General features: G+C 68.8%; 19 protein-coding genes. 11 read left to right on the top strand and 8 right to left on the bottom strand.

What is annotated here, in order from left to right:
• The first annotated feature begins 47 nt into the window (after positions 1 to 47).
• Entirely contained in the window at positions 48 to 1,496 is a 1,449-nt protein-coding gene (hydA, locus tag ACO057_RS07270) for a dihydropyrimidinase (RefSeq protein WP_421990120.1), read from the top strand.
• Positions 1,497 to 1,517: 21 nt separating this feature from the next.
• Here hydA and ACO057_RS07265 read toward each other — a convergent pair whose 3' ends face one another.
• From ACO057_RS07265 to ACO057_RS07250, 4 genes are read right to left on the bottom strand one after another with little or no spacing between them, the layout of a single operon-like run.
• Positions 1,518 to 1,652, bottom strand: coding sequence for a hypothetical protein (locus tag ACO057_RS07265; RefSeq protein ID WP_421990118.1), 135 nt, complete (start codon positions 1,650 to 1,652; stop codon positions 1,518 to 1,520).
• A 28-nt stretch (positions 1,653 to 1,680) separates the two neighbouring features.
• Positions 1,681 to 3,189 carry a tripartite tricarboxylate transporter permease gene (locus ACO057_RS07260; RefSeq protein WP_421990116.1) on the bottom strand — a complete coding sequence of 503 codons (1,509 nt, stop codon included), beginning with the start codon at positions 3,187 to 3,189 and terminating at the stop codon, positions 1,681 to 1,683.
• Positions 3,189 to 3,620, bottom strand: coding sequence for a tripartite tricarboxylate transporter TctB family protein (locus tag ACO057_RS07255; protein ID WP_421990114.1), 432 nt, complete (start codon positions 3,618 to 3,620; stop codon positions 3,189 to 3,191). The genes ACO057_RS07260 and ACO057_RS07255 overlap by 1 nt, the downstream gene beginning before the upstream one ends.
• Positions 3,617 to 4,591, bottom strand: a complete 975-nt coding sequence (locus ACO057_RS07250; protein ID WP_421990112.1) for a tripartite tricarboxylate transporter substrate binding protein — start codon at positions 4,589 to 4,591, stop codon at positions 3,617 to 3,619. Before ACO057_RS07250 ends, ACO057_RS07255 begins: the two co-directional genes overlap by 4 nt.
• A 198-nt stretch (positions 4,592 to 4,789) precedes the next feature.
• Here ACO057_RS07250 and ACO057_RS07245 point away from each other — a divergent pair, with 198 nt between their 5' ends.
• From ACO057_RS07245 to ACO057_RS07210, 8 genes are read left to right on the top strand one after another with little or no spacing between them, the layout of a single operon-like run.
• Positions 4,790 to 6,415 carry an amidohydrolase gene (locus ACO057_RS07245; protein WP_421990110.1) on the top strand — a complete coding sequence of 542 codons (1,626 nt, stop codon included), beginning with the start codon at positions 4,790 to 4,792 and terminating at the stop codon, positions 6,413 to 6,415.
• Positions 6,415 to 7,356 (top strand): ABC transporter permease, encoded by a 942-nt coding sequence (locus tag ACO057_RS07240; protein WP_421990108.1) that lies wholly within the window; start codon positions 6,415 to 6,417, stop codon positions 7,354 to 7,356. The genes ACO057_RS07245 and ACO057_RS07240 overlap by 1 nt, the downstream gene beginning before the upstream one ends.
• Positions 7,353 to 8,228, top strand: a complete 876-nt coding sequence (locus tag ACO057_RS07235; protein WP_421990106.1) for an ABC transporter permease — start codon at positions 7,353 to 7,355, stop codon at positions 8,226 to 8,228. The genes ACO057_RS07240 and ACO057_RS07235 overlap by 4 nt, the downstream gene beginning before the upstream one ends.
• A gap of 17 nt (positions 8,229 to 8,245) precedes the next feature.
• Positions 8,246 to 9,853: an ABC transporter substrate-binding protein gene (locus ACO057_RS07230; RefSeq protein WP_421990104.1), complete on the top strand. Its 1,608-nt coding sequence runs from the start codon at positions 8,246 to 8,248 to the stop codon at positions 9,851 to 9,853.
• A 2-nt stretch (positions 9,854 to 9,855) separates the two neighbouring features.
• Positions 9,856 to 11,289 carry an amidohydrolase family protein gene (locus ACO057_RS07225; RefSeq protein WP_421990102.1) on the top strand — a complete coding sequence of 478 codons (1,434 nt, stop codon included), beginning with the start codon at positions 9,856 to 9,858 and terminating at the stop codon, positions 11,287 to 11,289.
• A complete protein-coding gene (locus ACO057_RS07220) occupies positions 11,289 to 12,329 on the top strand; it encodes an ABC transporter ATP-binding protein (protein ID WP_421990100.1) in 1,041 nt (346 codons plus the stop codon). The genes ACO057_RS07225 and ACO057_RS07220 overlap by 1 nt, the downstream gene beginning before the upstream one ends.
• Positions 12,326 to 13,405, top strand: coding sequence for an ABC transporter ATP-binding protein (locus ACO057_RS07215; protein ID WP_421990098.1), 1,080 nt, complete (start codon positions 12,326 to 12,328; stop codon positions 13,403 to 13,405). The genes ACO057_RS07220 and ACO057_RS07215 overlap by 4 nt, the downstream gene beginning before the upstream one ends.
• 37 nt (positions 13,406 to 13,442) lie before the next feature.
• Positions 13,443 to 14,609, top strand: coding sequence for an iron-containing alcohol dehydrogenase (locus ACO057_RS07210; protein ID WP_421990096.1), 1,167 nt, complete (start codon positions 13,443 to 13,445; stop codon positions 14,607 to 14,609).
• 10 nt (positions 14,610 to 14,619) lie between these two features.
• Here the strand turns inward: ACO057_RS07210 and ACO057_RS07205 are convergent, their stop codons facing one another.
• Together ACO057_RS07205 and secD are read right to left on the bottom strand one after the other, a co-directional pair.
• On the bottom strand, positions 14,620 to 15,705 hold the full coding sequence (locus ACO057_RS07205) for an EAL domain-containing protein (RefSeq protein WP_421990094.1): 1,086 nt from the start codon (positions 15,703 to 15,705) through the stop codon (positions 14,620 to 14,622).
• Positions 15,706 to 15,959: 254 nt separating this feature from the next.
• Entirely contained in the window at positions 15,960 to 18,539 is a 2,580-nt protein-coding gene (gene secD / locus ACO057_RS07200) for a protein translocase subunit SecD (RefSeq protein ID WP_421990606.1), read from the bottom strand.
• A 92-nt stretch (positions 18,540 to 18,631) separates the two neighbouring features.
• On the opposite strand from secD, the gene ACO057_RS07195 reads away from it, so the two are divergent.
• Positions 18,632 to 19,570 carry a Gfo/Idh/MocA family protein gene (locus ACO057_RS07195; RefSeq protein ID WP_421990092.1) on the top strand — a complete coding sequence of 313 codons (939 nt, stop codon included), beginning with the start codon at positions 18,632 to 18,634 and terminating at the stop codon, positions 19,568 to 19,570.
• A gap of 19 nt (positions 19,571 to 19,589) precedes the next feature.
• Here ACO057_RS07195 and ACO057_RS07190 read toward each other — a convergent pair whose 3' ends face one another.
• Both ACO057_RS07190 and ACO057_RS07185 read right to left on the bottom strand, forming a co-directional pair.
• Positions 19,590 to 21,290, bottom strand: coding sequence for an N-acyl-D-amino-acid deacylase family protein (locus ACO057_RS07190; RefSeq protein WP_421990090.1), 1,701 nt, complete (start codon positions 21,288 to 21,290; stop codon positions 19,590 to 19,592).
• On the bottom strand, positions 21,287 to 22,987 hold the full coding sequence (locus tag ACO057_RS07185) for an N-acyl-D-amino-acid deacylase family protein (protein WP_421990088.1): 1,701 nt from the start codon (positions 22,985 to 22,987) through the stop codon (positions 21,287 to 21,289). The genes ACO057_RS07190 and ACO057_RS07185 overlap by 4 nt, the downstream gene beginning before the upstream one ends.
• Positions 22,988 to 23,067: 80 nt before the next feature.
• Between ACO057_RS07185 and ACO057_RS07180 the strand changes: the two genes are divergently transcribed.
• Complete coding sequence (locus tag ACO057_RS07180) at positions 23,068 to 25,107, top strand: AsmA family protein (RefSeq protein WP_421990086.1); 2,040 nt, start codon at positions 23,068 to 23,070, stop codon at positions 25,105 to 25,107.
• The last annotated feature ends 225 nt before the right edge of the window (positions 25,108 to 25,332 follow it).

The raw sequence follows: 25,332 nt of genomic DNA, 5'->3' as shown, positions 1-25,332 counted from the left end.
GGGCGCGTGATGACGGCATCCTCGGTCCGCTCAGGAAAGGGGATGTCATGGCGGAGTTCGACCTGGTGGTGCGCGGCGGCGAGGTCGCGACCGGCTTTGGCACCACGCGCTGCGACATCGGCGTGAAGGGCGGGCGCATCATCGCTTTGGCCGAGACGCTCGAGACTTCGGGCGCGAGCGTCGATGCCAAGGGCCTGCTGGTCCTGCCCGGCGGCGTGGACACCCATTGCCATATCGAGGAAGCCCAGCCCGGCGGCGTCGCCGAGGAGAGCTTCGTCACGGCCAGCCGATCGGCCTTCGCGGGCGGGACCACCTCGGTCGTCTGCTTCATCCCGCAATGGAAGGGCGGCGGCGTGCTGGAGCGCCATGCCGATGCCGAGGCCCGCGCGCAAAAGGGCATGGTGGATTACGGCTTCCACCAGATCATCGCCGACCCGACCGACGAGGTGATGGAGAAGGAAATCCCGCAGCTCGTCGCCAAGGGCATCCGCAGCCTCAAGGTCTTTCTCACCTACGATGCGGTGCATCTCTCCGACGCGCAGTATCTCCGGGTGCTGACCACGGCGCGGAAGCTCGGCTGCCTCGTCACCGTCCATTGCGAGAATTACGACGCCATCAACTGGCGCACCCGGAAGCTGCTCGAGGCCGGCATGACCGCGCCGAAATACCACGCCTGGTCGCGCCCGCCCGTCGTGGAGCGCGAGGCCACGCATCGCGCCATCGCGCTGGCCGAATTCGTGGACCAGCCCATCCAGGTCTTCCATGTCAGCTGCGCTGAGGCGGCCGAGGAGATCGCCCGCGCCCAGGCGCGCGGCGTGAAGGTCTGGGGCGAGACCTGCCCGCAATACATCGCCCTCACCGCCGGGGACATGGACCGCCCGGGCTTCGAGGGCGCCAAGTTCATGTGCAGCCCCGCGCCGCGCGACGCGGAGGAGCATGCGCGCATCTGGGACATGATCCGGCGCGGCGTGCTGGACGTGGTCTCCTCGGACCATTGCGCCTTCAGCTTCGAGGGCGACAAGGGCAAGGCGCAGAACGGCCGCGACGCGGTGTTCCGCGATATCCCCAACGGCATTCCGGGCCTGGCGGCGCGGCTGCCGATCCTGTTCAGCGAGGGCGTGTCCAAGGGGCGCATTACCCTGGACGATTTCGTGCGGCTGACCGCGACCAACCCGGCGCGGCTGATGGGGCTCGCGCCCCGCAAGGGCAGCATCGCGGTGGGCGCGGATGCGGACCTCGTGCTGTGGGATCCAAAGGCGAGAAAGACGCTGACCAACGCGCTGATGCAGCATGTGGGCGACTACACGCCCTATGAAGGCATGGAGGTCACGGGCTGGCCGATGACGACCATTCGCCGCGGCGAGGTGGTGATGCGCGATGGGGTCGTGCAGGCGGAGGAGGGGACCTCGCAGTTCCTGCCGCGCGGGCCCTATTCGTTCATCGCGCCGCGCGGGGTGTTGGCCAACGGCTTCGACGGCGCTCCGCCGGACAGGTGAGGGGGGCTTCGCCTCTGCGCGCTACATGGGTTTCAGATCGAAGTCGTAGACCGAGAAGGCCCGGATCAGGCCGATCTCGTCCACAGCCCCCACGAAGCCGGTCTCGATGGCCGCGGAGGTCGGCACGAAGTTGAGGAGACGTGCGGCGAGCCTCATCCTTGCCGGCCGCGCACGTCTTGCCGTTTCACCGGGCCGCCGTCCGGCCCCGCAGGAAGATCCCCAGCAACCTCGCGCGCAACGGCCAGAGCGCCGCCACCACCGTCATCACCCAAAGCGCGATCGACACCGGCGACGCCGCCAGCTCCGCGATGCTTCCATCCGAGAGCGCGAGCGCGCGGCGCAGGTTGTCCTCCAGCATGCGCCCCAGCACGAAGCCCAGCACGATCGGCACCAGCGGCACGTCCAGCTTGCGCATCAGCCAGCCCATGATGCCGAAGCCGATCGCCATCAGCAGGTCGAAGGCCGAGTTGCTCACGGCATAGACGCCGGCGAAGCTCAGCGCGAGCACGCCCGGATAGAGCACCCAGGCCGGCACCGTCAGCAGCCGCGCGAAGATGCCCACCAGCGGCAGGTTCAGCAGCAGCAGCATCGCATTGCCGATATACATCGACGCGATCAGGCCCCAGGCCACGTCCGGCCGCTGCGTGAAGAGCAGGGGGCCGGGCGTGATATTGTACATCAGCAGCGCGCCCAGCAGCACGGCCGTCGTTCCCGAGCCCGGAATGCCGAGCGAGAGCATCGGCACGAGATTGCCGATCTGAGCGGCATTGTCCGCCGTCTCGGGCGCCGCCACGCCGCGCAGGTCGCCCTTGCCGAAGGTGCCCTCGTCCTCGTGCAGGCGCTTCTCGGCCGTGTAGGACAGGGCAGAGGCGACCGAGGCGCCCGCGCCCGGCAGCACGCCGATGACGAAGCCGATGCCGGTCGCGCGCAGCATGGCCGGCAGGCAGAAGACGATCTCGCGGAAGGACAACCGCTTGCCGCCACCGAGCTTCGCCGCCTCGGTACGAAGGTTGGTCTCGATCAGCAGCAGGATCTCGCCGATGGCGAAGAGACCAACCGCCAGGACCGTGAAGTCGATCCCCCCCAGCAGCTCCAGCGAACCGGCGGTGAAGCGCTCGACCCCCGTGCCGGAATCCACGCCGACCAGCGCCAGCAGGATGCCCAGGCACCCCGCCGCCCAGGCCTTGGGCGCGGAGGTCCCGCCGACCGCGCCGAGCAGCGAGAGCGCGAAGGCGATCAGCGCCACATAATCCGCCGGCGAGAAGGCCACCGCGATCCGCGCCAGCGGCACGGAGAGAAAGGTCATCAGGATCACGGAGAGCGTCGCGCCCACGAAGCTGCCGATGCCCGAGATGGCCAGCGCCGCGCTGCCGCGCCCCTGCTTGGCGAGCGGATGGCCGTCCAGCGTGGTCAGCACGGCCGAGGGCTCGCCCGGCATGTTCAGCAGGATCGCCGTGATGCGCCCGCCATAGCCCGAGCCGTAATAGACGGCGGCCAGCAGGATCAGCGCGCTCTCGGGCGGCAGGCGCAAGGCGAGGCAGAAGGGCAGCAGGAGCGCGATGGCGTTCAGCGGTCCGATGCCGGGGAGCACGCCGATCGCGGTGCCGATGATGCAGCCGAGGAAGGCGAGCGCCAGGTTGGTCGGCACCAGGGCGACCGCGAAGCCGCCGCCGAGCGCGGAGAAGGTGTCCATCACAGCCCGAGGATCCCTTTGGGCAGGGGAAGATCGAGCAATTTGTCGAAGAGCGCCCAGAGTGCCACACTCGTCACCGCGCCGGTCACCAGCGCGAATGCGGGCCGCGCCCCGAAGAGCAGCGCCACGCCGCAGGCGAGGCCCGCCGTGGCGAGGATGAAGCCCAGCGGCACCAGCAGCAGCGCATAGCCCGCCATCACGACGACCAGCAGGAAGGGAGCGAAGCGCCGCTCCGGCCAGGCGAAGGGCAACCCACGGGCGAAGAGCAGCAGCGCGCCGCAGACCGCCAGGATGATCGCGACGGCCGAGGGAAAGCCCTTCGGCCCCAGGGGATCGGCGGCGAAAGGCACGACCAGCGACTGCGCCGACCAGAAGGCCAGCGCCGCCAGGACGATCAGCAGTCCGCCGAGAACGCGATCGGCAGAAATCACTGGCTCACCAAGCCCACATCCCGCGCGAGCTGGCGGAATTCGGCCGTCTTGCGCTTGGCCAGTGCCTCGAATTCCGCGCCGACCATGTTGAACTCGAAGAGCCCCTGCGCCGCGCGCTGCGCCGGCCAGTCGGCATGGGCGGTCAGCCGGCGGATCGCCTCCACCCAGAAGTTATAGGCCGCGTCGGGCATCTGCGGCGGGCCATAGAAGCCGCGCACGATGGGCCATTCGGCCTCGAAGCCCTGCTCCTTGGCCGTCGGCACAGCCGACAGCGTGCCCGGCAGGCGCTCGGCGGAGAGCACGGCCAGCAGCCGGATCTCGCCCGCCTCGAACTGGCCGCGCGCCTCGGAAGCATCGACGGGCGCGAGCTGGATATGCCCGCCCAGCAGCGCAGCGAGTGTCTGGCCGCCGCCCTCGAAGGGCACGTAGCGCATGCGGCGGGGATCGACGCCGGCCGAGCGCGCCACCAGCGCTGCCTTGGTCCAGTCCTGGCTGCCCACCGCACCGCCGGCCCCCATGGGCACGCCGCCGGGATTGGCGCGCAGCGCAGCCACGAGGTCCGCCAGGTTCTGGAAGGGACTGTCCTTCCTCACGGCCAGCACGCCGTAATCCGCGCCGATCGCGCCGATCCAGCGGACGTCATTCTCGCCGAAGCGGCCGAAGCGGCCGGTGGCCATGTTCACCCAGGATCCGGTGGAGACGGCCACGATCACATTCGGATCGGTGCGGCGCTGCGCGTTGATGTGGTTGATCGCCACCGCGCCGATGCCGCCGGGCATGTTCTGCGTGCGGATCGCCTGAGTGACGATGCCCGTCTCGTTCAGCATGCGGGTGGTGAGGCGGCAGGTGATGTCGAAGCCGCCGCCCGGCGCCGCACCGGCGATGCATTCCGGATTCTGCGGGGTGAAGCCCTGCGCCTGGGCCGCGAAGGGGAGGAATGCGGGGGCGGCGAGGAGCGTGCGGCGTTGCATGAACAATATCCTGTTGCAGAATTCGGGCGGCCCGTCGCTCCAGGCGACTTGCCTAAGTCCTTGGCATTCCGCCCGCCCTGTTGCCTCGTTCCAAGCGTGCCATGTCCGTGCCCCTCGATGGAAGAGGGGCGTTGCGCGGTTGACGCCGGGGGGCGGGCGCGGGACCATCCCGACAAAGTTTGGTTCGAGGATTCCAGTTTGAGCGCCGAGATTATTTTCACGGGCGGCACGGTATTCCGTGGCCTTGCAGGCGGTATCGCCGAAGCTATGGCGATTGGTGGCGGCAAGGTTCTGGCCGTCGGTACGAAATCCGAGATCGAGGCGCTCGCCGGGCCGGATACGAAGCGCGTCGAGCTGGACGGCCGCCTCGCGATCCCCGCCTTCAACGAAGCGCATATGCACCTGCTGCCCTTCGGTCTGGGGCTCTCCATGGTGAACCTCCGCGCCGAGGAAGTCCGCTCGCTGGACGAGACATTGAGCCGCCTGCGCAACGCCGCCTCCTCGCGCCCCAAGGGCGAATGGGTGGTGGGCCGCGGCTACGATCACGCCGCCCTGGATATCGGCCGCCACCCGACCGTCTCCGAGCTCGACGCCGCCGTGCCGGATCATCCCGCCTTCATCGTGCGCACCTGCGGGCATATGGGCGTGGCGAACACCGCGGCGCTGCGCGCGGCCGGCATCGGCCACAACACGCCCGTGCCCGAAGGCGGCGTCATCGAGAAGCGCGACGGGGCCCTCACGGGCCTCATCCAGGAGCGCGCGATGAGCCTCATCAAGGCCGCGATGCCCTCGCCCGGCGAGGACTTCATGGTCGATGCCATCGAGAAAGCCGGAAAGCACCTCGCGGCGCTGGGCTTCGCCTCGGCCACCGACATGAATGTCGGCATGACGGCCAATCTCGCCGAGGTCGCCGCCTATGAGCGCGCGGTGCGCGAGGGCCGCTGCCTGCAGCGGATGTGGCAGGTGATCGCCGCCAATCCCGAGGGCATCGGCGAGGCCGCCTGGGAGGCGGGGATGCGTCCCTGGAAGCCCGGTGACGATCTTCACGCCATGCTCCGCTGGGGCGCGGCCAAGGTCTTCGCCGATGGCAGCGCGGGCGGGCTGACGGCCGCCTTCTTCGATCCCTATCTCGCCAGCGCGGGCGGCGGCACCGGCGTCTTCACCTTCCCGACCGACAGCATCCACGCGCTGCTGAGGAAGTATCACGAGCAGGGCTGGCAGCTCGACATCCACGCCATCGGCGACGCCGCCATCGAGCAGGTGCTGAGCGGCATGGAGGAGGCCGGCGCCTCACCCGGGCGCCGCCATCGCATCGAGCATTGCGGCTTCGTGACCAAGGACCAGATGCGCCGCATGAAGGCGCGCGGCATCCTGCCCGTGCCCCAGCCGGTCTTCATGTACGAGTTCGGCGATCTCTACCTGAAGAACCTCGGCCTGCCGCGCACCGAGGCTGCCTATCCGATGAAGACCTGGCTGGAGGACGGCCATCATCCCGCCGCCTCCTCCGACTCGCCGGTCTCCACGGTCGATCCCTTCAAGAACCTCTTCACCATGGTCACCCGCAAGACCAATCAGGGCACGGTCTTCGGCGCCGGTGAGCGGCTGTCCATCCAGGAGGCGCTGCATTGCTACACTTGGTGCGGCGCGCATTCGACCTTCGCGGAATCCGTGCGCGGCACGCTTGAGCCCGGCATGGATGCGGATATCGCCATCCTCTCGCAGGACATCACCGCGATCGCGCCCGAGGAATACCTGAACGTCCAGGCCGACCTCACGATCCGCGGCGGCGCGCCCATCTTCGATCGTCACGGGGTCTTCACCTGATGCTGCGCCATGCGTTGCAGCGGATCGGACTTGCGATCCCGGTCATGTTCGGCGTGCTGCTGATCGGCTTCCTGCTCATGCAGGTGGTGCCAACGGATCCCGCGACCGTCCGCGCCGGCCCGCAGGCCACGGTCGAAGTCATCGCGGAAATCCGCGCGGAACTCGGCCTCGATGCGCCGATCTACGTGCAGTTCGGCAAGTATCTCTGGCGGCTGGCTCATGGCGACCTCGGCGTCTCCATCATCAACAACGTCGAGGTGACGCAGGAGCTCGCCAGCACCATCGGCCCGACGCTGGAGCTGATGCTCTGCTCGCTGATCTGGTCCATTCCGACCGGCATCTTCCTCGGCACCATCGCGGCCTATTGGCGTGGTTCGCTGCTGGACAAGGCGATCATGGCCGTCAGCGTCGCGGGCGTTTCCGTGCCGGTCTTCTTCATCGGCCTGCTGCTGATCTGGTTCGTCGGCTTCCAGTGGCAGTTGCTGCCCTTCACCGGCCGCGGCGGGCCGCTCTGGACCGCGGACGGGCTGATGGCGATCATCCTGCCGTCGATCACGTTGGGCGGTGTCTTCATCGGTCCCGTGGCCCGCATGACGCGCACCGCCGTGGTGGACACGCTCTCCGCCGAGCATGTCCGCACCGCGCGCGCCAAGGGCCTGACCGAGTATCACGTCGTGCTGCGGCATGCGCTGCGCAACGCGCTGATCCCGGTGGTCACGCTGATCGGGCTGCAGATCGGCTTCCTTCTGGGCGGCGCGGTGGTGACGGAGACCATCTTCTCCTGGCCCGGCGTGGGCCGTCTCGCCGTCGGCGCGATCCTTTCGGCCGACTTCCCGATGGCACAGGGCACCATCATCGTGCTGAGCCTCGGATTCATCCTGGTGAACCTCGCCGTGGATCTTCTCTATGCGGTCCTCGATCCGCGGGTGCGGCAGGCATGAGCGCGGCCGTGGCCCCCGCTCCCGCCGCCGATCAGGCGCCGCGCCGTCCGACCGTGCTGCGCATGCTCATGCGCGACACGGGCGGCGCCATCAGCCTCGCGATCGTGATCGTGATCCTGCTGGCCGCGATCCTCGCGCCCTGGCTCTCGCCGCGCGATCCCTTCGAAACCGATCTGATGGCCATCATGCAGCCGCCGGATGCGCAGTACTGGCTCGGCACGGACGGGCAGGGGCGGGATATCCTGGCCCGCATGCTCTACGGCCTGCAGGTCACGCTCTTCATGGGAATCGCCTCGCTGGTCGTCGGCGGGGTGATCGGCGCGCTGGTCGGCTTCCTGGCCGCGTTCTACAGCCGCGTCGACGGGGTGCTGATGCGCCTGATGGACATCATGCTGAGCTTCCCGGCCATCCTCTTCGGCCTGGCGCTGGCGGCGATCTTCGGCCCGGGCCTGACCTCGGTCATCATCGCGCTCTCCATCGCCACCGTGCCGCTCATGGCGCGCGTGGTGCGCGGCTCGGCGCTGGTGGTCATGAAGCTCGACTATATTGAGGCGGCGCGAGCCACGGGCATGAGCGATACGCGCATGATCCTGCGCCATCTCGCGCCCAACTGCCTATCGGCCATCTTCGTCTTCTCCACGCTGCGGCTGGGGCAGGTGATCCTGCTGGGCTCGGCGCTGTCCTTCCTGGGGCTCGGCGCGCAGCCGCCCATCGCGGAGCTGGGCGCCATGGCCGCCCAGGGCCGCAGCTTCCTTTTCATCGCCCCGCATATCAGCGTGATACCCTCCATCGGGATCTTCGTGATCGTGCTGGCTTTCAACCTGCTGGGGGATGCATTGCGCGATGCGCTCGACCCCCGGCTGCGCATCTGACGGGAGAAGCTTCTAGAATGATCAAGACTTGGCAACGCGCGGCGCTCGGCGGTCTCGCCGCCCTGGGCCTCGCCTTCTCCGCGCAGGCTCAGACGCAGCCGCGCAACCAGATTACCATCATGCGCGAGATCGACAGCGACCGTTACGATCCGCACCGTTCGACCGCGCTCGCCGGCGGCGAAGTCGTGCAGATGCTCTCCGACACGCTGGTGAGCATGGACTTCGACATGCGCACCGTGCGTCCCGGCCTCGCCGAGCGCTGGGAGGTCAGCCCGGACGGCAAAACCTACACCTTCCACCTGCGCTCCGACGTCACCTTCTGCGACGGCAAGGCCTTCACCGCCGATGACGTCGTCTACAGCATCAACCGCTGGATCGGCCGCACGACGCCGCGCGTGGCCTCGCCGGTGGCCTGGCGCGCCGGTCCGGTGAAGGAGGTCCGCGCCGTCGGGCCGCACACCGTCGAATACGAGCTGACCGAGCCCTTCGGCGAACTGCTGTCCCAGCTCAGCCAGTTCTTCGGCGTGATCGTGGACCGCGCGACGGTCGAGCGCCTGGGCGACAATTTCGGCGTGCAGGGATTCAACGGCACCGGCCCCTATTGCTGGGGCAGCTGGACGCCGCGCAGCGAAATGGTGATGACGCGCCACCCGACCTATCGCTGGGGCCCGCCCGTCCTGCAGAACCGGGGGCCGGCGCATGTCGAGCGCATCGTCTGGCGCGTGATCCCCGAGGCCGCCGCGCGCGTCGCCGCGCTGCAGGCCGGCCAGGCCGACATCACGCAATACATCCCCGAAGCCTTCTGGGACACGATGCGCCGCGTGCCGACCATTCGCAGCAGCACCCAGCCCAACTACTTCTGGGACTACTTCCTGGGCTTCAAGGTCGATAAGCCCGTGGTCAGCGACCCGGTGATCCGCCGCGCCGCCCACATGGCGGTGGACCGTGTGGGCCTGGCCCGCGCCGTCTGGTCCGGCCATGCGCGGGCCGCGCGCAACAACATCAATCCGAATGCGCTCGACTATGACGCGCAGGCCGATGCGATGGTGCCGAATTTCGATCCGGCCGCCGCGCGCCGCATGCTCGACGAGGCCGGCTGGCGCCTCGGGGCCGATGGCGTCCGCGTGAAGGACGGCCAGCGCGCGAGCTTCCTGCTCTATGCGATCAACAACCTCATCAACCAGCGCGCGGCCGAGATCGTCCAGCAGGGCCTGCGGCAGGTCGGCATCGAGATGCGCGTCCAGCTCTTCGATGCGACGGTGGCCTGGGGTCGCCTCGCGACGCAGGAGTTCGACGCCTTCATCCTGAGCTATCCCTATATCTCCGCGACGGATGCGATGTCGCTGTACTGGCACAGCCGCAACCGGCCCTCGCCGAACCGGATGAACTGGAACGACCCCGAGACGGACGCCTGGCTGGAAGAGGCCCGCCGCGGCACGGATCCGGCCCGCCGCGCGGAAGTCACGGCGCTGCTCCAGCGGCGTATCGCCGAGCAGGCACCCTGGCTGACGCTGGCGCATAGCGAGTTGTCCGTCTTCTCCACGCAGCGCGTGGACGGTGTGCGGGCGCATGGCCTCTACGGCATTGGTATTTATCGCGGTCTCGATCTTAGGGTGGTTCGTTAAACATGACTGTCACGCTCATCAAAGGCGCCGATCTCGTCGTCGCCTGGGACGCTTCCGAAAAGCGCCACGCCTATATGCCCGGGGGCGACGTGGCCTTCGAAGACGGGGTGATCCGCTTCGTCGGTCGCGGCTATGAGGGCGTGGCGGACGAAGTGATCTCGGGCAGCGGCCTCATGGTCATGCCCGGGCTCGTGAACATCCACTCGCATCCCAGCAGCGAGCCGATGAACAAGGGGCTGATCGACGAGATCGGCAGCCCCGGCCTCTACAACTCCTCGCTCTACGAATACATGCCGATCTTCCGCACGGATGCGGAAGCCGTGCCCGATTGCGTGCGCGTCGCGCTGTCGGAGCTGCTGCTGAGCGGCGTGACGACCCTGGCCGATCTGTCCATGGCGCATCCGGGCTGGCTCGATCTGCTGGCCGATTCCGGCATGCGCGTCTGCATCGCGCCGATGTTCAAGTCGGCGCGGTGGTTCACCAAGAACGGCCATGTCGTCGAATACGAATGGGACGAGGCCGCCGGCGTGAAGGCAATGGAGGAGGCCTTCACCCTCATCCAGCGCGCCGAGCAGCACCCCTCGGGGCGGCTCTTCGGCATGGCCTGCCCGGCGCAGATCGACACCTGCTCGCCCGAGCTCCTGCGCGACAGCCGCGCCGAAGCCAAGGCGCGCGGCATCTCCTGGCAGATCCACGCCGCGCAGTCGGTGGTGGAGTTCCACGAGATCACGCGCCGCCACGGCGTCACGCCCATCCAGTGGCTGAACGACATGGGCCTGCTGGACGAGCGCGCCGTCATCGGCCACGGCATCTTCCTGGACGACCATCCCAGCACGCCCTGGCACACCAAGCGCGACATCTCGATCCTGGCCGAGACGGGCACGACGGTGGCGCATTGCCCCACCGTCTTCGCGCGGCGCGGCATCACGCTGAAGGATTTCGGCCGCTATCGCCGCAACGGCGTGAACATGGGCGTGGGCACCGACACCTATCCGCACAACCTGCTCGATGAGCTTCGGCTGGTGGCCTATCTCGCCCGCACCCAGGCGAACGACCCGCGCACCACGACCACGACCGATATCTTCGACGCGGCCACGATCGGCGGCGCGCGGGCTCTCGGGCGCGAGGACATCGGCCGTCTGGCGCCGGGTTGCCGCGCCGACTTCGTGCTGGTGGACGCGACGCATCCGCGCATGCAGCCGAACCACGATCCCGTGCGCGCGCTCATCTACGCCGCCGGCGACCGGGCGGTGCGCGATGTCTATGTCGACGGCATCAAGGTGGTCGGCGACGGCCAGGTCCTCACCATGGACTTCAAGCAGGCGGCGCTGAATCTTTCCGAGGCGCAGAAGCGCGTCGTGGCCAAGGTGCCGCAGCAGGACTGGGCGCATCGCACGGCGGACAAGATCGCGGTTCCGACCTTCAAGTGGCTGTGATGCCGTCCGATGACCGCAGGGCGGAGCCCGAAGGTCTGAATCGGCCGGCCGGCAATCTGCCTCTCCTGAAGGTCGAGGGGCTGCGGACGGTCTTCCGAACCTCCGGCGGCGAGGTCACCGCCGTGGACGGCGTCTCGCTCGACGTGATGCGCGGGCGCACGCTCGGCATCGTCGGCGAGAGCGGCTGCGGCAAGTCGGTCTTGTCGCTCTCCATCATGCGGCTCATCGCGCATCCGGGGCGGATCGCCTCGGGGCGCGTGCTGCTGGAGGGCAGGGATCTCGCCAGCCTCTCCAACAACGAGATGCGCATGGTCCGCGGCCGCGACATCGGCATGATCTTCCAGGAGCCGATGACCTCGCTCAATCCGGTCCATACGGTCGGATTCCAGATCACCGAGGGCATCCGCGTCCACGAGCCTAAGGCCAGCAAGGCCGAGCTGCGCGAGCGGGGCATCGCGGCGCTGACGCGCGTTCGCATCCCCTCGCCGGAGCGCCGCTTCGACGAATATCCGCACCAGCTTTCGGGCGGCATGCGCCAGCGCGTGATGATCGCCATGGCGCTGGCCTGCTCGCCGCGCCTGCTCATCGCCGACGAGCCCACCACTGCGCTGGACGTGACGGTGCAGGCGCAGATCCTGGACCTGCTGCGCGACCTGCAGGCCGAGACGGGGATGGCCATCATCCTCATCACCCACGACCTCGGCGTGATCGCGGAAATGGCCGACGAGGTCGCGGTGATGTATTCCGGCCGCGTCGTCGAGCGCACGACCTCCCGTGAGCTCTTCGAGGACCCGCAGCATCCCTATGCCCTGGGCCTGCTGGGCAGCATTCCGCGACTGGACGAGGATCGCGAGCGGCTGCTCGCCATCCAGGGCTCCGTGCCGCCGCCCTTCGCGCTGCCGCCGGGCTGCCGCTTCAGCCCGCGCTGCCCCTTTGCGATCGACGCCTGCCGGTCGGAGATTCCCATGCTGCGCGAGATCGTGCCCGGCCACGAGGCGGCCTGCCTCCGCGCGCCCATCGAAGAGAGCTTCACGGCATGAGCGGCGTTAACCGGTCGGGCGACGGCGGCAGCCTTCTGGAGGTCGAGAACCTCGCCAAGCACTATCCCGTCCGCAAGGGCGTGATCCGCGCGAAGCAGATCGGCCTCGTGCGCGCCGTGGATGGTGTCTCCTTCACCGTGAAGCGCGGCGAGACGCTGGCCCTCGTCGGCGAGAGCGGCTGCGGCAAGTCCACCACGGCGCGGCTGGTGCTGCGGCTGATCGAGCCCAGCATGGGCAGCGTCCGCTTCGAGGGGACGGATATCACGAAGCTCGGCGGCGCCACGCTCAAGGCCTTCCGGCGGCGGGCCCAGATCGTCTTCCAGGACCCCTATGCCTCGCTGAACCCGCGCCTGACGGTCGGCCAGACCATCGTCGAGCCGATGGAGGTCCACAACATCGGCGACGCCGCCTCGCGCAAAGCGCGGGTGGAGGAGCTGCTGGGGCTGGTCGGCCTCGCGCCGTACCACGCGCAGCGCTACGCGCATGAATTCTCCGGCGGACAGCGCCAGCGCATCGGCATCGCCCGCGCGCTCGCGGTCGAGCCGGATCTGGTGATCTGCGACGAGCCGGTCTCGGCGCTGGACGTCTCCATCCAGGCGCAGGTGGTGAACCTGCTGCGCGACCTGCAGCAGCGCCTGGGCCTGTCCTACCTCTTCATCGCCCATGACCTGGCGGTGGTGAAGCATGTCGCGGACCGGATCGCGGTCATGTATCTCGGCCGCATCGTGGAGATCGCGGATAAGCGTGAGCTCTTCGACAATCCGCGCCATCCCTATACGCGCGCGCTGCTGGCCGCGATCCCGCATCCCGATCCCTCGCGGCGCGGGCGCGTGCAGCCGCTCGGCGGCGATCTGCCAAGCCCGCTGAACCCGCCCTCGGGCTGCCGCTTCCACACGCGCTGCCCCCACGTCCAGCAGATCTGCAAGGAAAAGGATCCGGCGATGGTGGATGGCGTGGCCTGCCATTTCGCGGGCCAGCTCCCGCCGGCCGGGCTCGATTTCTCCGGCGGACTGACGGAGAAGGCCGCGAAGCGGATGGCGCTCTATGCCGCGGCGGCGGAATCCCGGCCGGGGTGAATTGCCAGCGCGCGGAAGCGCCCTAAGCTTCCGCGTCATGATCCAGTCCATCGTCGCGCCCCGCCAGATCCTCATCGGCGGGGGCAGCCTCTCCCGTCTCGGCGAGCTGCTCAAGCAGTTCGGCCTGTCCCGCCCGCTCGTGGTGACCGATCCCTGGATGGTCAGCTCGGGCACAGTGGAGAAATGCCTGGAGCCGCTGCGCGCCGCGGGGATGTCGCCGGCGGTGTTCCACGAGACCGTGCCCGACCCGACCGACACGGTCGTGGCCTATGGCGTCTCGGTCCTGCAGTCGGGCGAGTTCGACGTGCTGGTAGGCTTTGGCGGCGGCAGCCCGATGGACACGGCCAAGGCCATGGCGATCCTCGCCGCGGCGCCGGCCGGCACGCCGATGCGCCAGTTCAAGGTGCCCTATGCGGCCGATCAGGGCGCGCTGCCGGTGATCTGCGTGCCCACCACCGCGGGGACGGGCAGCGAGGCCACGCGCTTCACCGTCATCACCGATGTGGCCACCGACGAGAAGATGCTGATCGCGGGCCTCGGCGCCCTGCCGCTCGCCGCCATCGTGGACCATGAGCTGACGCGGACCGTGCCCGCGCGGACCAAGGCCGACACCGGCATCGACAGCCTGACCCATGCGCTCGAGGCCTATGTCAGCAAGCGGGCCAATTCCGTTTCGGACATGTATGCCGAGCGGGCGATGCGGCTGATCGGCCCGCATCTGCGCCGGGTCTATAAGAACCCGGAGGACGCGGCGGCGCGGGAGGCGATGATGCTGGGCGCGACCCTGGCCGGGCTCGCCTTCTCCAATGCCTCGGTGGCCCTGGTGCACGGTATGTCGCGCCCGATCGGCGCGCATTTCCACGTCCCGCACGGGCTGTCGAACGCGATGCTGCTGCCGGCGGTGACCGCCTTCGGGCTGAACGATGCCCTGCCGCGCTACGCCGAGGCGGCGCGCTGCATCGGCGTAGCCGCGCCGGGCGATGCGGACCAGCTGGCGGGGGCGAAGCTGATGGAGGAGCTGCGCGCCCTCAACCACGAGCTGGAGGTCCCCACGCCCTCGGCCTATGGCATCGGCGCCGACAAGTGGAACGGCCTGCTACCCCTGATGGCCGAGCAGGCTTTGGCCTCGGGCAGCCCCGCGAACAACCCGCGCGTGCCCACGGCCGAGGAGATCATGAAGCTCTACGGCGAGGCCTACGGCTGATCCGGCAGCCCTATTCTTTCAGTTCATTGACCGGTGTCTTGCGCCACCGGTCATTCCAGGCCGGCAGCGCCTCGATCGGCAGTGGCCGCCCAACCATGAAGCCCTGAGCCCTCTCGACGCCGAGATTCTTCAGCAGCCGGAACAGCCCCGGGCTGGAAACGCCCTCCGCGGTCAGGCTGATGCCCCGGCGGGCCAGCTTGCGGACCTGTTGGCGGGCGCGGGCCGAGCGGGGCAGAGACTGCACCAGCGAGCGGTCCAGCTTGATGCTGGCAAAGGGCAGATGCAGCAGGTTCTGCCGCGGGTCGTCCAGCAGGAAATCGTCGAGCATGACGCCGTGTCCGGCCGCGTTGAGCCGGCGGATCGAGCGGCCGAGGCGCGTGCGGTCCTTCACGGGCGCGGTCTCGGTGAGCTCGATCATCAGGCGCCGGCGCGGCAGGCGGAACCGCTTGAGCTGCAGGCCCAGCCAGGCGACCACGTCGCGCTTCTCCAGCTCCGGCACCGGCAGGTTCACCGAGACCGGGATGGGCAGGCGTCCCGGCAGGCGCGAAAGGTCGCGCGCGGCGATGCGGGTGACGGCGGCGGCGAGGAGACGGGACAGGCCCATCTGCTCCATGGCCGGCACGAAGTTCATCGGCGTCAGGGAGACGGGCTCGCTGCGCCACCGGGCCAGGGCCTCCACCATGACGAGCCGGCGGGTGCGGGTATCGACGATGGGCTGGTAGCGCAGCAGCAGGGAGTCGCCCGAGAGGCCTGCCTTGACGCCGATGGAGTTGCGGCCGGCGCGCTGCGCGTCATGGGCGATCAGCCGAGTGCCGTTGAGCAGGCCCAGCAGGAACTCGCCATCCTCGGAGAGCGCCGCCATCGCCGTCAGCGGGGAGATGATGGCGCGAGGCGAGGCCTCGGCCAGAGCGTCGACCAGCGAGCGCTGGATCGGGAGCTCGGCATCCTCCAGAAGGATGTGGACGAAGCCGTTGGTATTGCCGACGACGGCGCTGAGCACCTCGGACTGCGAGCGCAGGACCATGGGGGCAGGGCCATGCAGCCGGCCGATGGCCCGCGACGCCGCTCCGATCAGCCCTTCATCCTGGGCGAGCACCAGCACACGGCCGAGCGCGGGGCCGGGGACGGAAACGGGGGTGGTACCCCGCCGCTGAAACGTCTCAAAACTTGGCACAGCCTCGAACCGTGGTCACAGATAAGAGATTACACGCAATTCGGAGCAATCTCAAACACGTTCTGGATGCTTTGGGTCACGAAGTCGCAACTCAGATCAGGCAATTAGGTCGAATTTCGGGCGTGTGCTGCGTGATCCGGCCACCCCGCATGAGGGGCGGCCGGAGCCCGTTCCGATCAGCGAATGGCGGTCTGTCCCTTGGGCGCGACGATCTCCGATTCGCCGCGGCGCAGGGTGGTCTTGCCGCTGAAGAGCACGATCGGCGCCGCGATGAAGACCGACGACGAGGCCGAGACCACGATGCCGAAGATCATCACCCAGGCGAAGCCGGCCAGGGTATCGCCGCCGAAGAGCGCCAGCGGCAGGGCCGAGAGCAGCAGGGTCATGGAGGTGCCGAGGCTGCGGTTCAGCGTCTCGTTGATCGAGAGATCCACCAGCTCCTGCAACGGCATCGTCTTGAACTTGCGCAGGTTCTCCCGCATCCGGTCGAAGACCACGACCTTGTCGTTGGCGCTGAAGCCGACGACGGTGAGGATGGCCGCGACGGTCGTCAGATTGAACTCGACCTGGAAGAGAACCATGAAGCCGATGGTCTTCGTGGTGTCGAGGATCAGCGTGATGATCGCCGCGAGGCCGAACTGCCACTCGAACCGCACCCAGATGTAGATGAGCATGGCGATCAGGCTCAGGCCGAGCGCCATGAGCCCGCCGATAAAGAGCTCGTCGGAGACGCGATTGCCGACGGCCTCCACGCGCAGCACGCGAATGCCGGGCGAGGCCGCCTCCAGTGCCCCGCGGATTCGCGTGACGATGGGCTGGGTCTGCGCCTCGTCGGGCGGGGCGGGCAGGCGGACGAGCAGGGTGCTCTCGTCGCCGAACTGCTGCAGCCCGACGTCGCCGAGGTTGAGCGCGCCGGTCGCCGCGCGCAGGGCGTTGATGTCGGCCGGACCCTGGGTCCGCACCTCCATGATGATGCCGCCCTTGAAGTCGATGCCCTTGTCGAGGCCGGGATAGAAGGCGCCGATGAGCGAAGCCGTCGAGAGCACGCCCGAGACGACGAGGCCCATCACGGCGCCGCGCATGAAGCGGATCTTCGTCACGTCCGGGCAGATGCGGAAGAGCGGGCGGGCCAGGCGCTGGAAGAAGCTCAGGCCCGGACGTTCCACGACCGGCAGCTCGCGCGGCTTGGTCCAACGGTACCACCAGACGACGAGCAGACGGGTCAGCACGGTGGCCGTCCACATCTGCACGATGGTGCCGATAGCGACGGTGACGGCGAAGCCCTTCACCGGGCCCGAACCAAAGCCGTAGAGGCAGGCCATGGCGATCAGGTTGGTGAGGTTCGAGTCCAGAATCGTCCCCGAGGCCTTGGTATATCCGGTCTCCAGGGCGCTGATCGGGGATCGCCCGATCTTCACTTCCTCTCGGATGCGCTCGTTGATCAGGATATTGGCGTCGAGGGCCGTGCCCAGCGTCAGCACCATGCCGGCGATGCCGGGCAGGGTCAGCGAGGCCTCCAGGAGCGAGAGGAAGGCCACCAGCAGGATGATGTTCACGGCCAGCGCGATATTGGCGAACCAGCCGAACAACCCATAGGCGAAGCCCATGTAGAGGAAGACCGCGAGGGTGCCGACGGCCAGGCTGATCATGCCCGCCCGGATGGCATCCGCGCCCAGCTCCGGACCGACCGAACGCTCCTCGACCACGGTCAGCGGCGCGGGCAGGGCGCCGGCGCGCAGCAGGACGGCGAGGTCATTGGCCGTGCGGACGGTGAAGTTGCCGCTGATCTGGCCGCGTCCGCCGGTGATCGCCTCGCGGATATTGGGGGCCGTGATGACCTTCTCATCCAGCACGATGGCGAAGGGGCGGCCGACATTGGCGCGGGTGATCTCGCTGAAGCGGCGGGTGCCGACGCTGTCGAAGGTGAAGTTCACCACCCATTCGCTGGAACGCGTGTCCTGGCTGGCGCGGGCGTCGGTGAGGTTCGCGCCATCGACCTCGACACGGCGGCGGACGGCAAAGCGCTCGCCGGGCTGCTCGCCATTGAGGAACATCACGCCGGGCGGGGGCGTCGCCGCCTGAAGGTTGGCGGTGTCGTCGAGCAGATGGAAGGTCATGCGGGCGGTGCGGCCCAGCAGATCCTTGATGCGGCCCGGATCCTCGACGCCGGGGAGCTGGACCAGGATGCGATTCTGCCCCTGGCGCGCGATCAGCGCCTCGGCCACGCCGGTCTCGTCGATGCGGCGGCGGACGATCTCGATGGACTGCTCCACCGCACCGGTCGCCTTGGCGCGGATGCCGGCCTCGGTCACGGTCGCGGTCAGCAGCCCGTCAGGGCTCATCGCCACCTCGATATCGGGCGCCTGTGCGCCGCCGCCGACATTCACGGCGTTGCCGAGGTCACGCACGACGCGCATCGCGGCCTCGCGCTGGGCGGGGTCGGTCACGCGCAGCGACATGCGGCGCTGATCGAGCTGCGAGGTCAGGCCGGTATAGGCGATGCGGGGATTGGCCTGGGTCATGCCGCGGCGCGTGGCATCGACCAGGCCCTCCAGCCGCTCGCGCAGCAGGACCGAGGTGTCGACCTCCAGGAGGAGGTAGGAGCCGCCCCGCAGGTCGAGTCCCAGCGAGATCTGACGGACCGGCATCCAGCTCGGGAAGGCCGAGCGCGGTAGCAGGTTCGGCAGGCTGACCAGAACGCCCAGCAGGCAGACCAGGAGGATGGCGGCCGTCTTCCAGCGCGCGAAGTACATCATGAGGGCGGAAAACCTCGAACAGCGATTCGGGCGGAACATGACGAGGGGGAGGGGGGGATGCAAGCCTTCGCGGGAAGGGATAGGGAGCGAGCATGAAATCCCCCCGGATCGGCGTCTTCGGCGCGGGCCATTTCGGCCGCTTCCACACCCTCAAGCTGAAGGGCGCGACCAGCGCCCGCCTGGCCGGCCTGCATGATGCCGATCCGGGCCGCGCGGCGCTCGTCGCGGGCGAGGCCGGCTGCCCCGCCCTCTCGGCCGAGGCCCTGCTGGCGGCCTGCGACGCCGTGGTGATTGCCACCCCCACCCTGTTCCACGCCGGCCTGGCCAGGGCGGCGCTGAATGCCGGCAAGCACGTCTTCGTCGAAAAACCCATCACGGCGACCCTGGCCGAGGCCGATGCGCTGATCGAGCTGGCTGCCTCGAAGCGCCTGGTGCTGATGGTCGGCCAGATCGAGCGGCATTCGGCCGCCATCCAGACGCTGCGCGAAAGCCTGGGGTCGCGCCGGCTGGTCTCGCTGGAGGCGACGCGGGTGGCGCCCTTCCGGCCGCGCAGCCTGGACGTCTCGGTCGTGCTGGACCTCATGATCCATGACCTGGACCTGATCCTCTCGCTGGTGCCCTCGCCTTTGGCCGAGGTCCGCGCCGTGGGCGGCTCGGTGATGACGCAATTGCCGGACTGGGTGGTGGCGCAGCTGCGCTTCGAGGACGGCACCCAGGCCCAGGTCACGGCCAGCCGCGTGGCCGTGGGCCTCGAACGCAAGCTTCGGCTGCTCGGCCCCGAGGGCGAGATGCGGGTCGATTTCCTGGCGCGGAGCCTCGATTTCCTCGCTCCCGGCGGCGAGACCCCGGTCGAGCACATGCCCGGCTGGGGCCTGACCCGGCGAAGCTGGGTGGATCACGACAGCCTTGAAGCCGAGCACGCCGCCTTCTTCGCGGCGATCGTCGAGGGCAGGCCGCACGAGGCCAATGGCATCCAGGGCCGCGCGGCGCTGGATGCGGCCCTTCGCGTCGAGGCGGCGCTCGCGCGCTGAGGCGTGGCGCCCCTCTCCGTCAGTCCCGCCCGCGCCGGAGCAGCTTGCCCGGCAGCGCGCCCGTCGCGACGCCGTCCCGATAGGTCACGACGCCGCGCTTGATGGTGGCGCGATATCCCCGCGAGCCTTGCATCAGCCGCTTCCCGCCGGCCGGCAGGTCGTGAAGCATGCGCGGCCTTTCGAGCCCCAGCTCGTCCAGGGCGATGATATTGAGGTCCGCGAGCATCCCCGGCGCCACCACGCCCCGGTCGCGAAGGCCCATCGCACGGGCCGTGTCGCTCGTCTGGCGACGAACCAGTTCCTCGATGGAGAAGCCCCGGCTGTGCCAGTACATCAGCACGAAGGTCGGGAAGGAGCCGTCCGAGATGAAGCCGACATGCGCGCCGCCATCGGAAAGGCCGATGATGGCGTTGCGGTGACGCATGCATTCTGCTGATGCATCAAGGGTATAGTCGGCAAAGTTCGTAAGCGGTGCGAAGAGGAAATTCGTCCCGTCCCCCTCGGCGAGATGGTCATAGGTGAACTCCTCGGGCTTGACGCCGGCGCGCTGGGCCTGGGCTTCGAGACTCTTCTCGCGGGGCGGCGCGTAGTCCGGCGGGTCGCCGAAGGGAAACATCCGCGACCAGCTCAGTCTTGTGATGAGAGGGAAATTAGAGCCCGCAACCCTATCTTCCGAAAGGATTTTGGCCCGGCGTCCGGGATCCCGCATCGCCGCGGCCCGCTCGCCTGGGGCGAGATGGGCGATCTCCTTATAGGAGGGGCAGCCGGAGAAGGGGTTCTGGCTGCCGACCAGGCCGAGCAGGATCCCGATGGGCCGGGGCGGGAAGACGGGGCGGATGTCGAGGCCATTGGCCGCCGCCTCGTCGGACAGATCCAGAAGTTCCTTCCAGGCCTCGGTCCGATCGTGCCGGGCGGTCAGCGAGAAGAGAATCGGCCGGCCCGACGCGGCCGCCACGCGCCGGACGATGGCGAATTCCGTGGCCGGATCGGGGGTGTTCCAGTCGGAAATCATTTCCAGCAGTCCGCCGCCGCCCTCGGCGAGCCCGGCGGCGAGGCCGATCAGCTCCTCCTCCTGGGCCTTGAGGGTGGGGGTGGAGTCGCCGGCCAGGGTTTTGTGGCTGATGGTGCGGCTGGTGCTGGCGCCGAAGGCCCCGGCGGCGACGGCCTCGGCGGTCAAGGCGCGCATCGTCGCGATCTCGGCCTGCGTCGCGTTCTCGAGTTCCAGGGCCCGCTCGCCCATCACATGGACCCGCAGCGCCCCGTGCGGCAGCAGGGCGCCGATGTCGATGTCGCGTTCCTTGCGCTCCAGGGCGTCGAGATATTCGGGGAAGCTCTCCCAGGACCAGCTGAGCCCCTCATGCAGCACGGGACCGGGGATATCCTCCACGCCTTCCATGAGCGCGATCAGGGTCTCGCGATCCTCGGCGCGGCACGGCGCGAAGCCGACGCCGCAATTGCCCATCAGCGCCGTGGTCACGCCATGGATCGAGGAGGGGGCGAGGTGGCTGTCCCACACCGCCTGGCCGTCATAATGCGTGTGGATGTCGACGAAGCCGGGCGTGACGAGCAGGCCCCGTGCATCGATCTCCTCCAGGCCAGAGCCGGTGACGGTCCCGACCTGGACGATCTGCCCGCCTTGGATCGCGACATCGGCCTGAAAGCCCGGCGTGCCGGTGCCGTCGATCACCTGTCCGCCGCGGATGACCAGATCATGCTTCATGATTTCGTTCCCCGAATGAGCCGGCCGGGCAACGCCTCGGTCATCTCGCCGTTTCTTTGAGTGACCTGCCCGGAGCAGATCGTCGCCGTATAGCCCTTCGCCCCCTGAACCAGCCGCTTGCCCCCCGCCGGGAGGTCATAGCGCATGTCCGGACGCTCTATGCTTAAAGATTTAAAATCAATGATATTAATGTCACTCTTCATGTTCGTCGCGAGGATACCCCGATCCCTCAGCCCCAGCGCCTGAGCATTGTCGGCCGCCAGGCGCTTCACCACGAACTCGATGGGCAACAGCTGGCCACGGGCGCGGTCGCGGGCCCAGTGGGTGATCATATGGGTGGAATAGGAGGCGTCGCAGATATAGCCGACATGCGCGCCGCCATCGCCGAGCCCCATCAGCGTGTGCGGATGGGTGACCATCTCGCGGATCGCATCCAGGTTCCCGTCCGCATAGTTCAGCAGCGGGCGGTTGAGGATGGCGCGCCCGTCCTCCTCCAGCATCCAGTCGTAGCAGAGGTCCTCAGGGTCGCGGCCCAGGACCTTGGCCTGCTCGGCGACGCTGGCCTCCGGCGGGGGCTCGTAATCGGGCGTCAGCTTGTAGATGCGGGCATAATTGTTGAGGCGGGCGCGCAGCGCCGGGTCCTCGGTGGGCTCGGCCAGGATGCGCGCCCGGCGTCCGGGATCGCGCAGGGCGGCGGCCCGCTCGGCGATGGGCAGGTGGGCCACCTCGCGATAGCCGGCGCGGGTGAGGAAGGGGTGCTGCGACAGCTCCCAGCCGAACATCAGCCCGACCGGGCGGCCCATCACCTGGCCGGTGATGCGGATCCCTTCGGCATTGGCCTCGGTGACGCGGGCCAGCAGCCAGCGCCAGAACTCCGGCCGGGACTCCCTCTGCAGCAGCGAGAAGGTCATGGGGCGCCTGGCGATGCGGGCGATGCGCATCAGCCGCTCCCATTCCTCCTCGGCCGGATCGTCGAAGTCGGAGATGAGCTGCATCCAGCCGCCGCCCAGCCCGCCGGCGATCTCCGCCAGCTCGATCTCGGCCGCGTCAAGGGTGGGGGTGGGCTCGCCGGCCAACGTCCGATGCGCGATGGCCCGCGAGGTCGAGAAGCCCAGCGCCCCGGCCGCGATGCCCTCGCGCGCCAGCCGCGCCATCGCGGCGCGGTCCTCGGCGGTGGCCAGCTCACGCTCGAAGCCGCGCCGGCCCATGACATGCACGCGCAGGGCCGCATGCGGCACCTGGGTCGCGATATCCATGTCGTAGGGGCGCGATTCCAGGGCGTCGAGATATTCCGGGAAGGTCTCCCAATTCCAGGGAAGTCCTTCGGTAAGAACGACTTCCGGGAGGTCTTCAACACCTTCCATGAGCTTAACGAGCATGTCCCGGCTTTCCGGCCGGCAGGGCGCGAAGCCGACGCCGCAATTGCCCAGCAGCGCCGTCGTCACCCCGTGCAGCGAGGAGGACAGGATGCGCGAGGTCCAGGTGGCCTGGGCGTCGTAATGGGTGTGAATGTCGACGAATCCCGGCGTGACGAGCTGCCCGCGGGCGTCGATCTCCTCGGTTCCCCGAGGCACCGAAAGGTTTCTCCCGATGGCGGCTATGCGCGCGCCATCCAGCACGATATCCGCCTCGTAGGGCGCGGCTCCGCTCCCATCCACGACGGTACCGCCGCGAATGATCATGGTTGGGTCGGGCATGGACGTGTTTCCCGTTGTTTGGCCCAGGATGTCATAGCATCCGGCGGGGGGCGAGGGGGCGCTGGCGGGGATGACTGACCATGGCGCCTGAAACCGAGATCGCCGAAGCGGAAGTTCCAAAGCCGGCCAAAGGCCTGCGGCGGCGTACCGTCGTCATCCTGTCCGTGATCGGCGGCGTCATCGCCCTGGTGCCCGTCGCGCTGGTCGCCGCCTGGTTCCTGCTGCCCACGCTGGAGCTCGCGCCCTATGTCGTCGGCCGGGCCGTCTCCGCCACCGGGCGCAGCGTGGCGATCGGCAGCCTGCGCGTCACGCCCGGCCGCTGGCTCAGGGTCGCGGTCGAGGGCGCGCGGCTCGGCAATATCGAGGGCGGCAGCCGGCCGGAGATGCTCACTCTGACGTCCGCCTCGGTCGAGGTGGAGCTGATCCCCCTAGTGCTTCGCCGCGAGATCGTGCTGCGCCACGCCCGCGCCGACGGCTTCTCCCTACTTTTGGAGCGCACGGCCGACCGGCAGCGCAACTGGCGCTTCAAGGAGACGCCGCCCCAGCGGCCCAGCGTCTCGGCGCCCGATCCGCAATCGCGCCGCGGCTTCCCCTGGATCCAGGACCTGGCGATCACGGGCAGCGAGATCATCGTGCGGACCGGCAGCGGGCAGGCGCTCCGCACCGGTCTGGACGAGGTCTCCCTCACCGCCGAGGCCACCGACCAGCCGGTGCAGCTGCGCATCGACGGCGCCTACAACACGGCGGCGCTCCGGCTGGAGGGACGTCTCGGTACCTACCAGGAGCTCTGGGACTTCGAAAAACCCTTCCCGATCGACCTGCACCTCACGACCGGAGACACCGTCCTCACCCTGCGAGGGACGGCGACGGACCCGCTGAATTTCGACGGCATCCACGGCCAGCTGGCCCTCCACGCCCCCACGCCCGACGCCCTCCTCGCCATCGCCGGCGTGACGGAAGGCGGGCCGCATCTGTCCTTCGAGATGGAGGGCCTGTTCGAGCGCCAGGGCGAGCTCTGGCGGCTCTCCACCCTGAAGGGCGCGATCCAGCAGGCGGCCTTCACCGGCCCCCTGCTCCAGATCGCGGAGGGCAGCGAGGGAAGCCCCGACCGGGTCACGGCCCATCTGGACTTCACCCGGCTGGACCTGAACCGCCTGCTCGGCAGCCGGCCACGCGAGGGCTCCGCCCCGAGTAACGATGCCGACCTGCCCCTGGTCGTCCAGGCGCACCCGGATCCCCTGATCGAGGCGCGGCTGACCGCCACGGAGCTGCATTACGGCGACCTTCGCGCCACGGAGGCGCGCATCCAGGCGGCGATGGTCGAGGACCGCATCGTGGTGGACGACCTGTCGATGCGCGCCTTCGGCTCGCGCATCCAGGCCAAGGGCCAGCTTGAGCGGCGCGGCGACGACGTCGCCGTCCTCGCCCAGGCGGCCCTGCGCGAGGGCAATCTCGAGACGCTGCGCCGGGCCTTCGGCATCCGTTCGCTGCCGCTGACGGGCGGCCGGCTGGAGGCGCGGGTGATCGTCCAGGGACGGGGGCGCAGCCTCAACGCCGCCGCGCGCAATGCCAGCATCGGCGCCGTGGTCGCGATGAACGGGGGGCAGATCCAGCGCGAGGTGATCGAGATGGCCTCGACCGACCTGCGCTCGCTCTTCCGCACGCCACGGGGGATGACGCCGGTCGCCTGCCTTCTGGCGGTGGCCGAGATCCGGGCCGGGGCGGGAGAGGTGGCGCCGCTGCGCATCCAGGCCGGGACGGGGACGATCGCGGGGATCGCGACGTTCGATCTCAACCGCCGGCAGCTCGACCTCGTCATCGGCAGCCAGCGCGACACGACCAGCTTCTTCGCGCTCGACATCCCGATCCGCGCGAGCGGCAGCTTCGCGAGCCCCACGATCCGCCCGGCTCGCTGGTCGCCGGAGGGCCGGGCGCGGCTGGCGGCGGGCGATACGGTGGCGGCGGTGCCCGCCGAATTGCGCGACTTCGCGCGAGGAAACCTCTGCTACCGTGCCGGGGCGAATTCGATCCGGCCGACGACCGCGCCGCCGCGGGCACAGGCCTCGCACAACAACGCACGGCAGCCTGCGACACAAACGCGACAAAATATGCGCCGTTAAACGGGCATCAGCCCCTTACTTATTGCTGATAATCTATCTTAAATCCAGCCGTCGCTATCGCTGCGTTGGTTGGAGAGAATTCGGCGAATAACCGTCAGATCCGATGCTGAATATTAACTGTTCATCTCATCGGACGGAATGAAACCGATCTTCAAACCTTCATATCACAAGAAGATTTGGAGGAAAAATGACAAATCTATCGACTTCCGGTTATGCGGTTCTGGC

The sequence above is a fragment of the Roseococcus sp. genome, from assembly GCF_965227005.1.
Taxonomy (GTDB): domain Bacteria; phylum Pseudomonadota; class Alphaproteobacteria; order Acetobacterales; family Acetobacteraceae; genus Roseococcus.
This window is presented reverse-complemented; position numbering and strand designations above follow the sequence as displayed.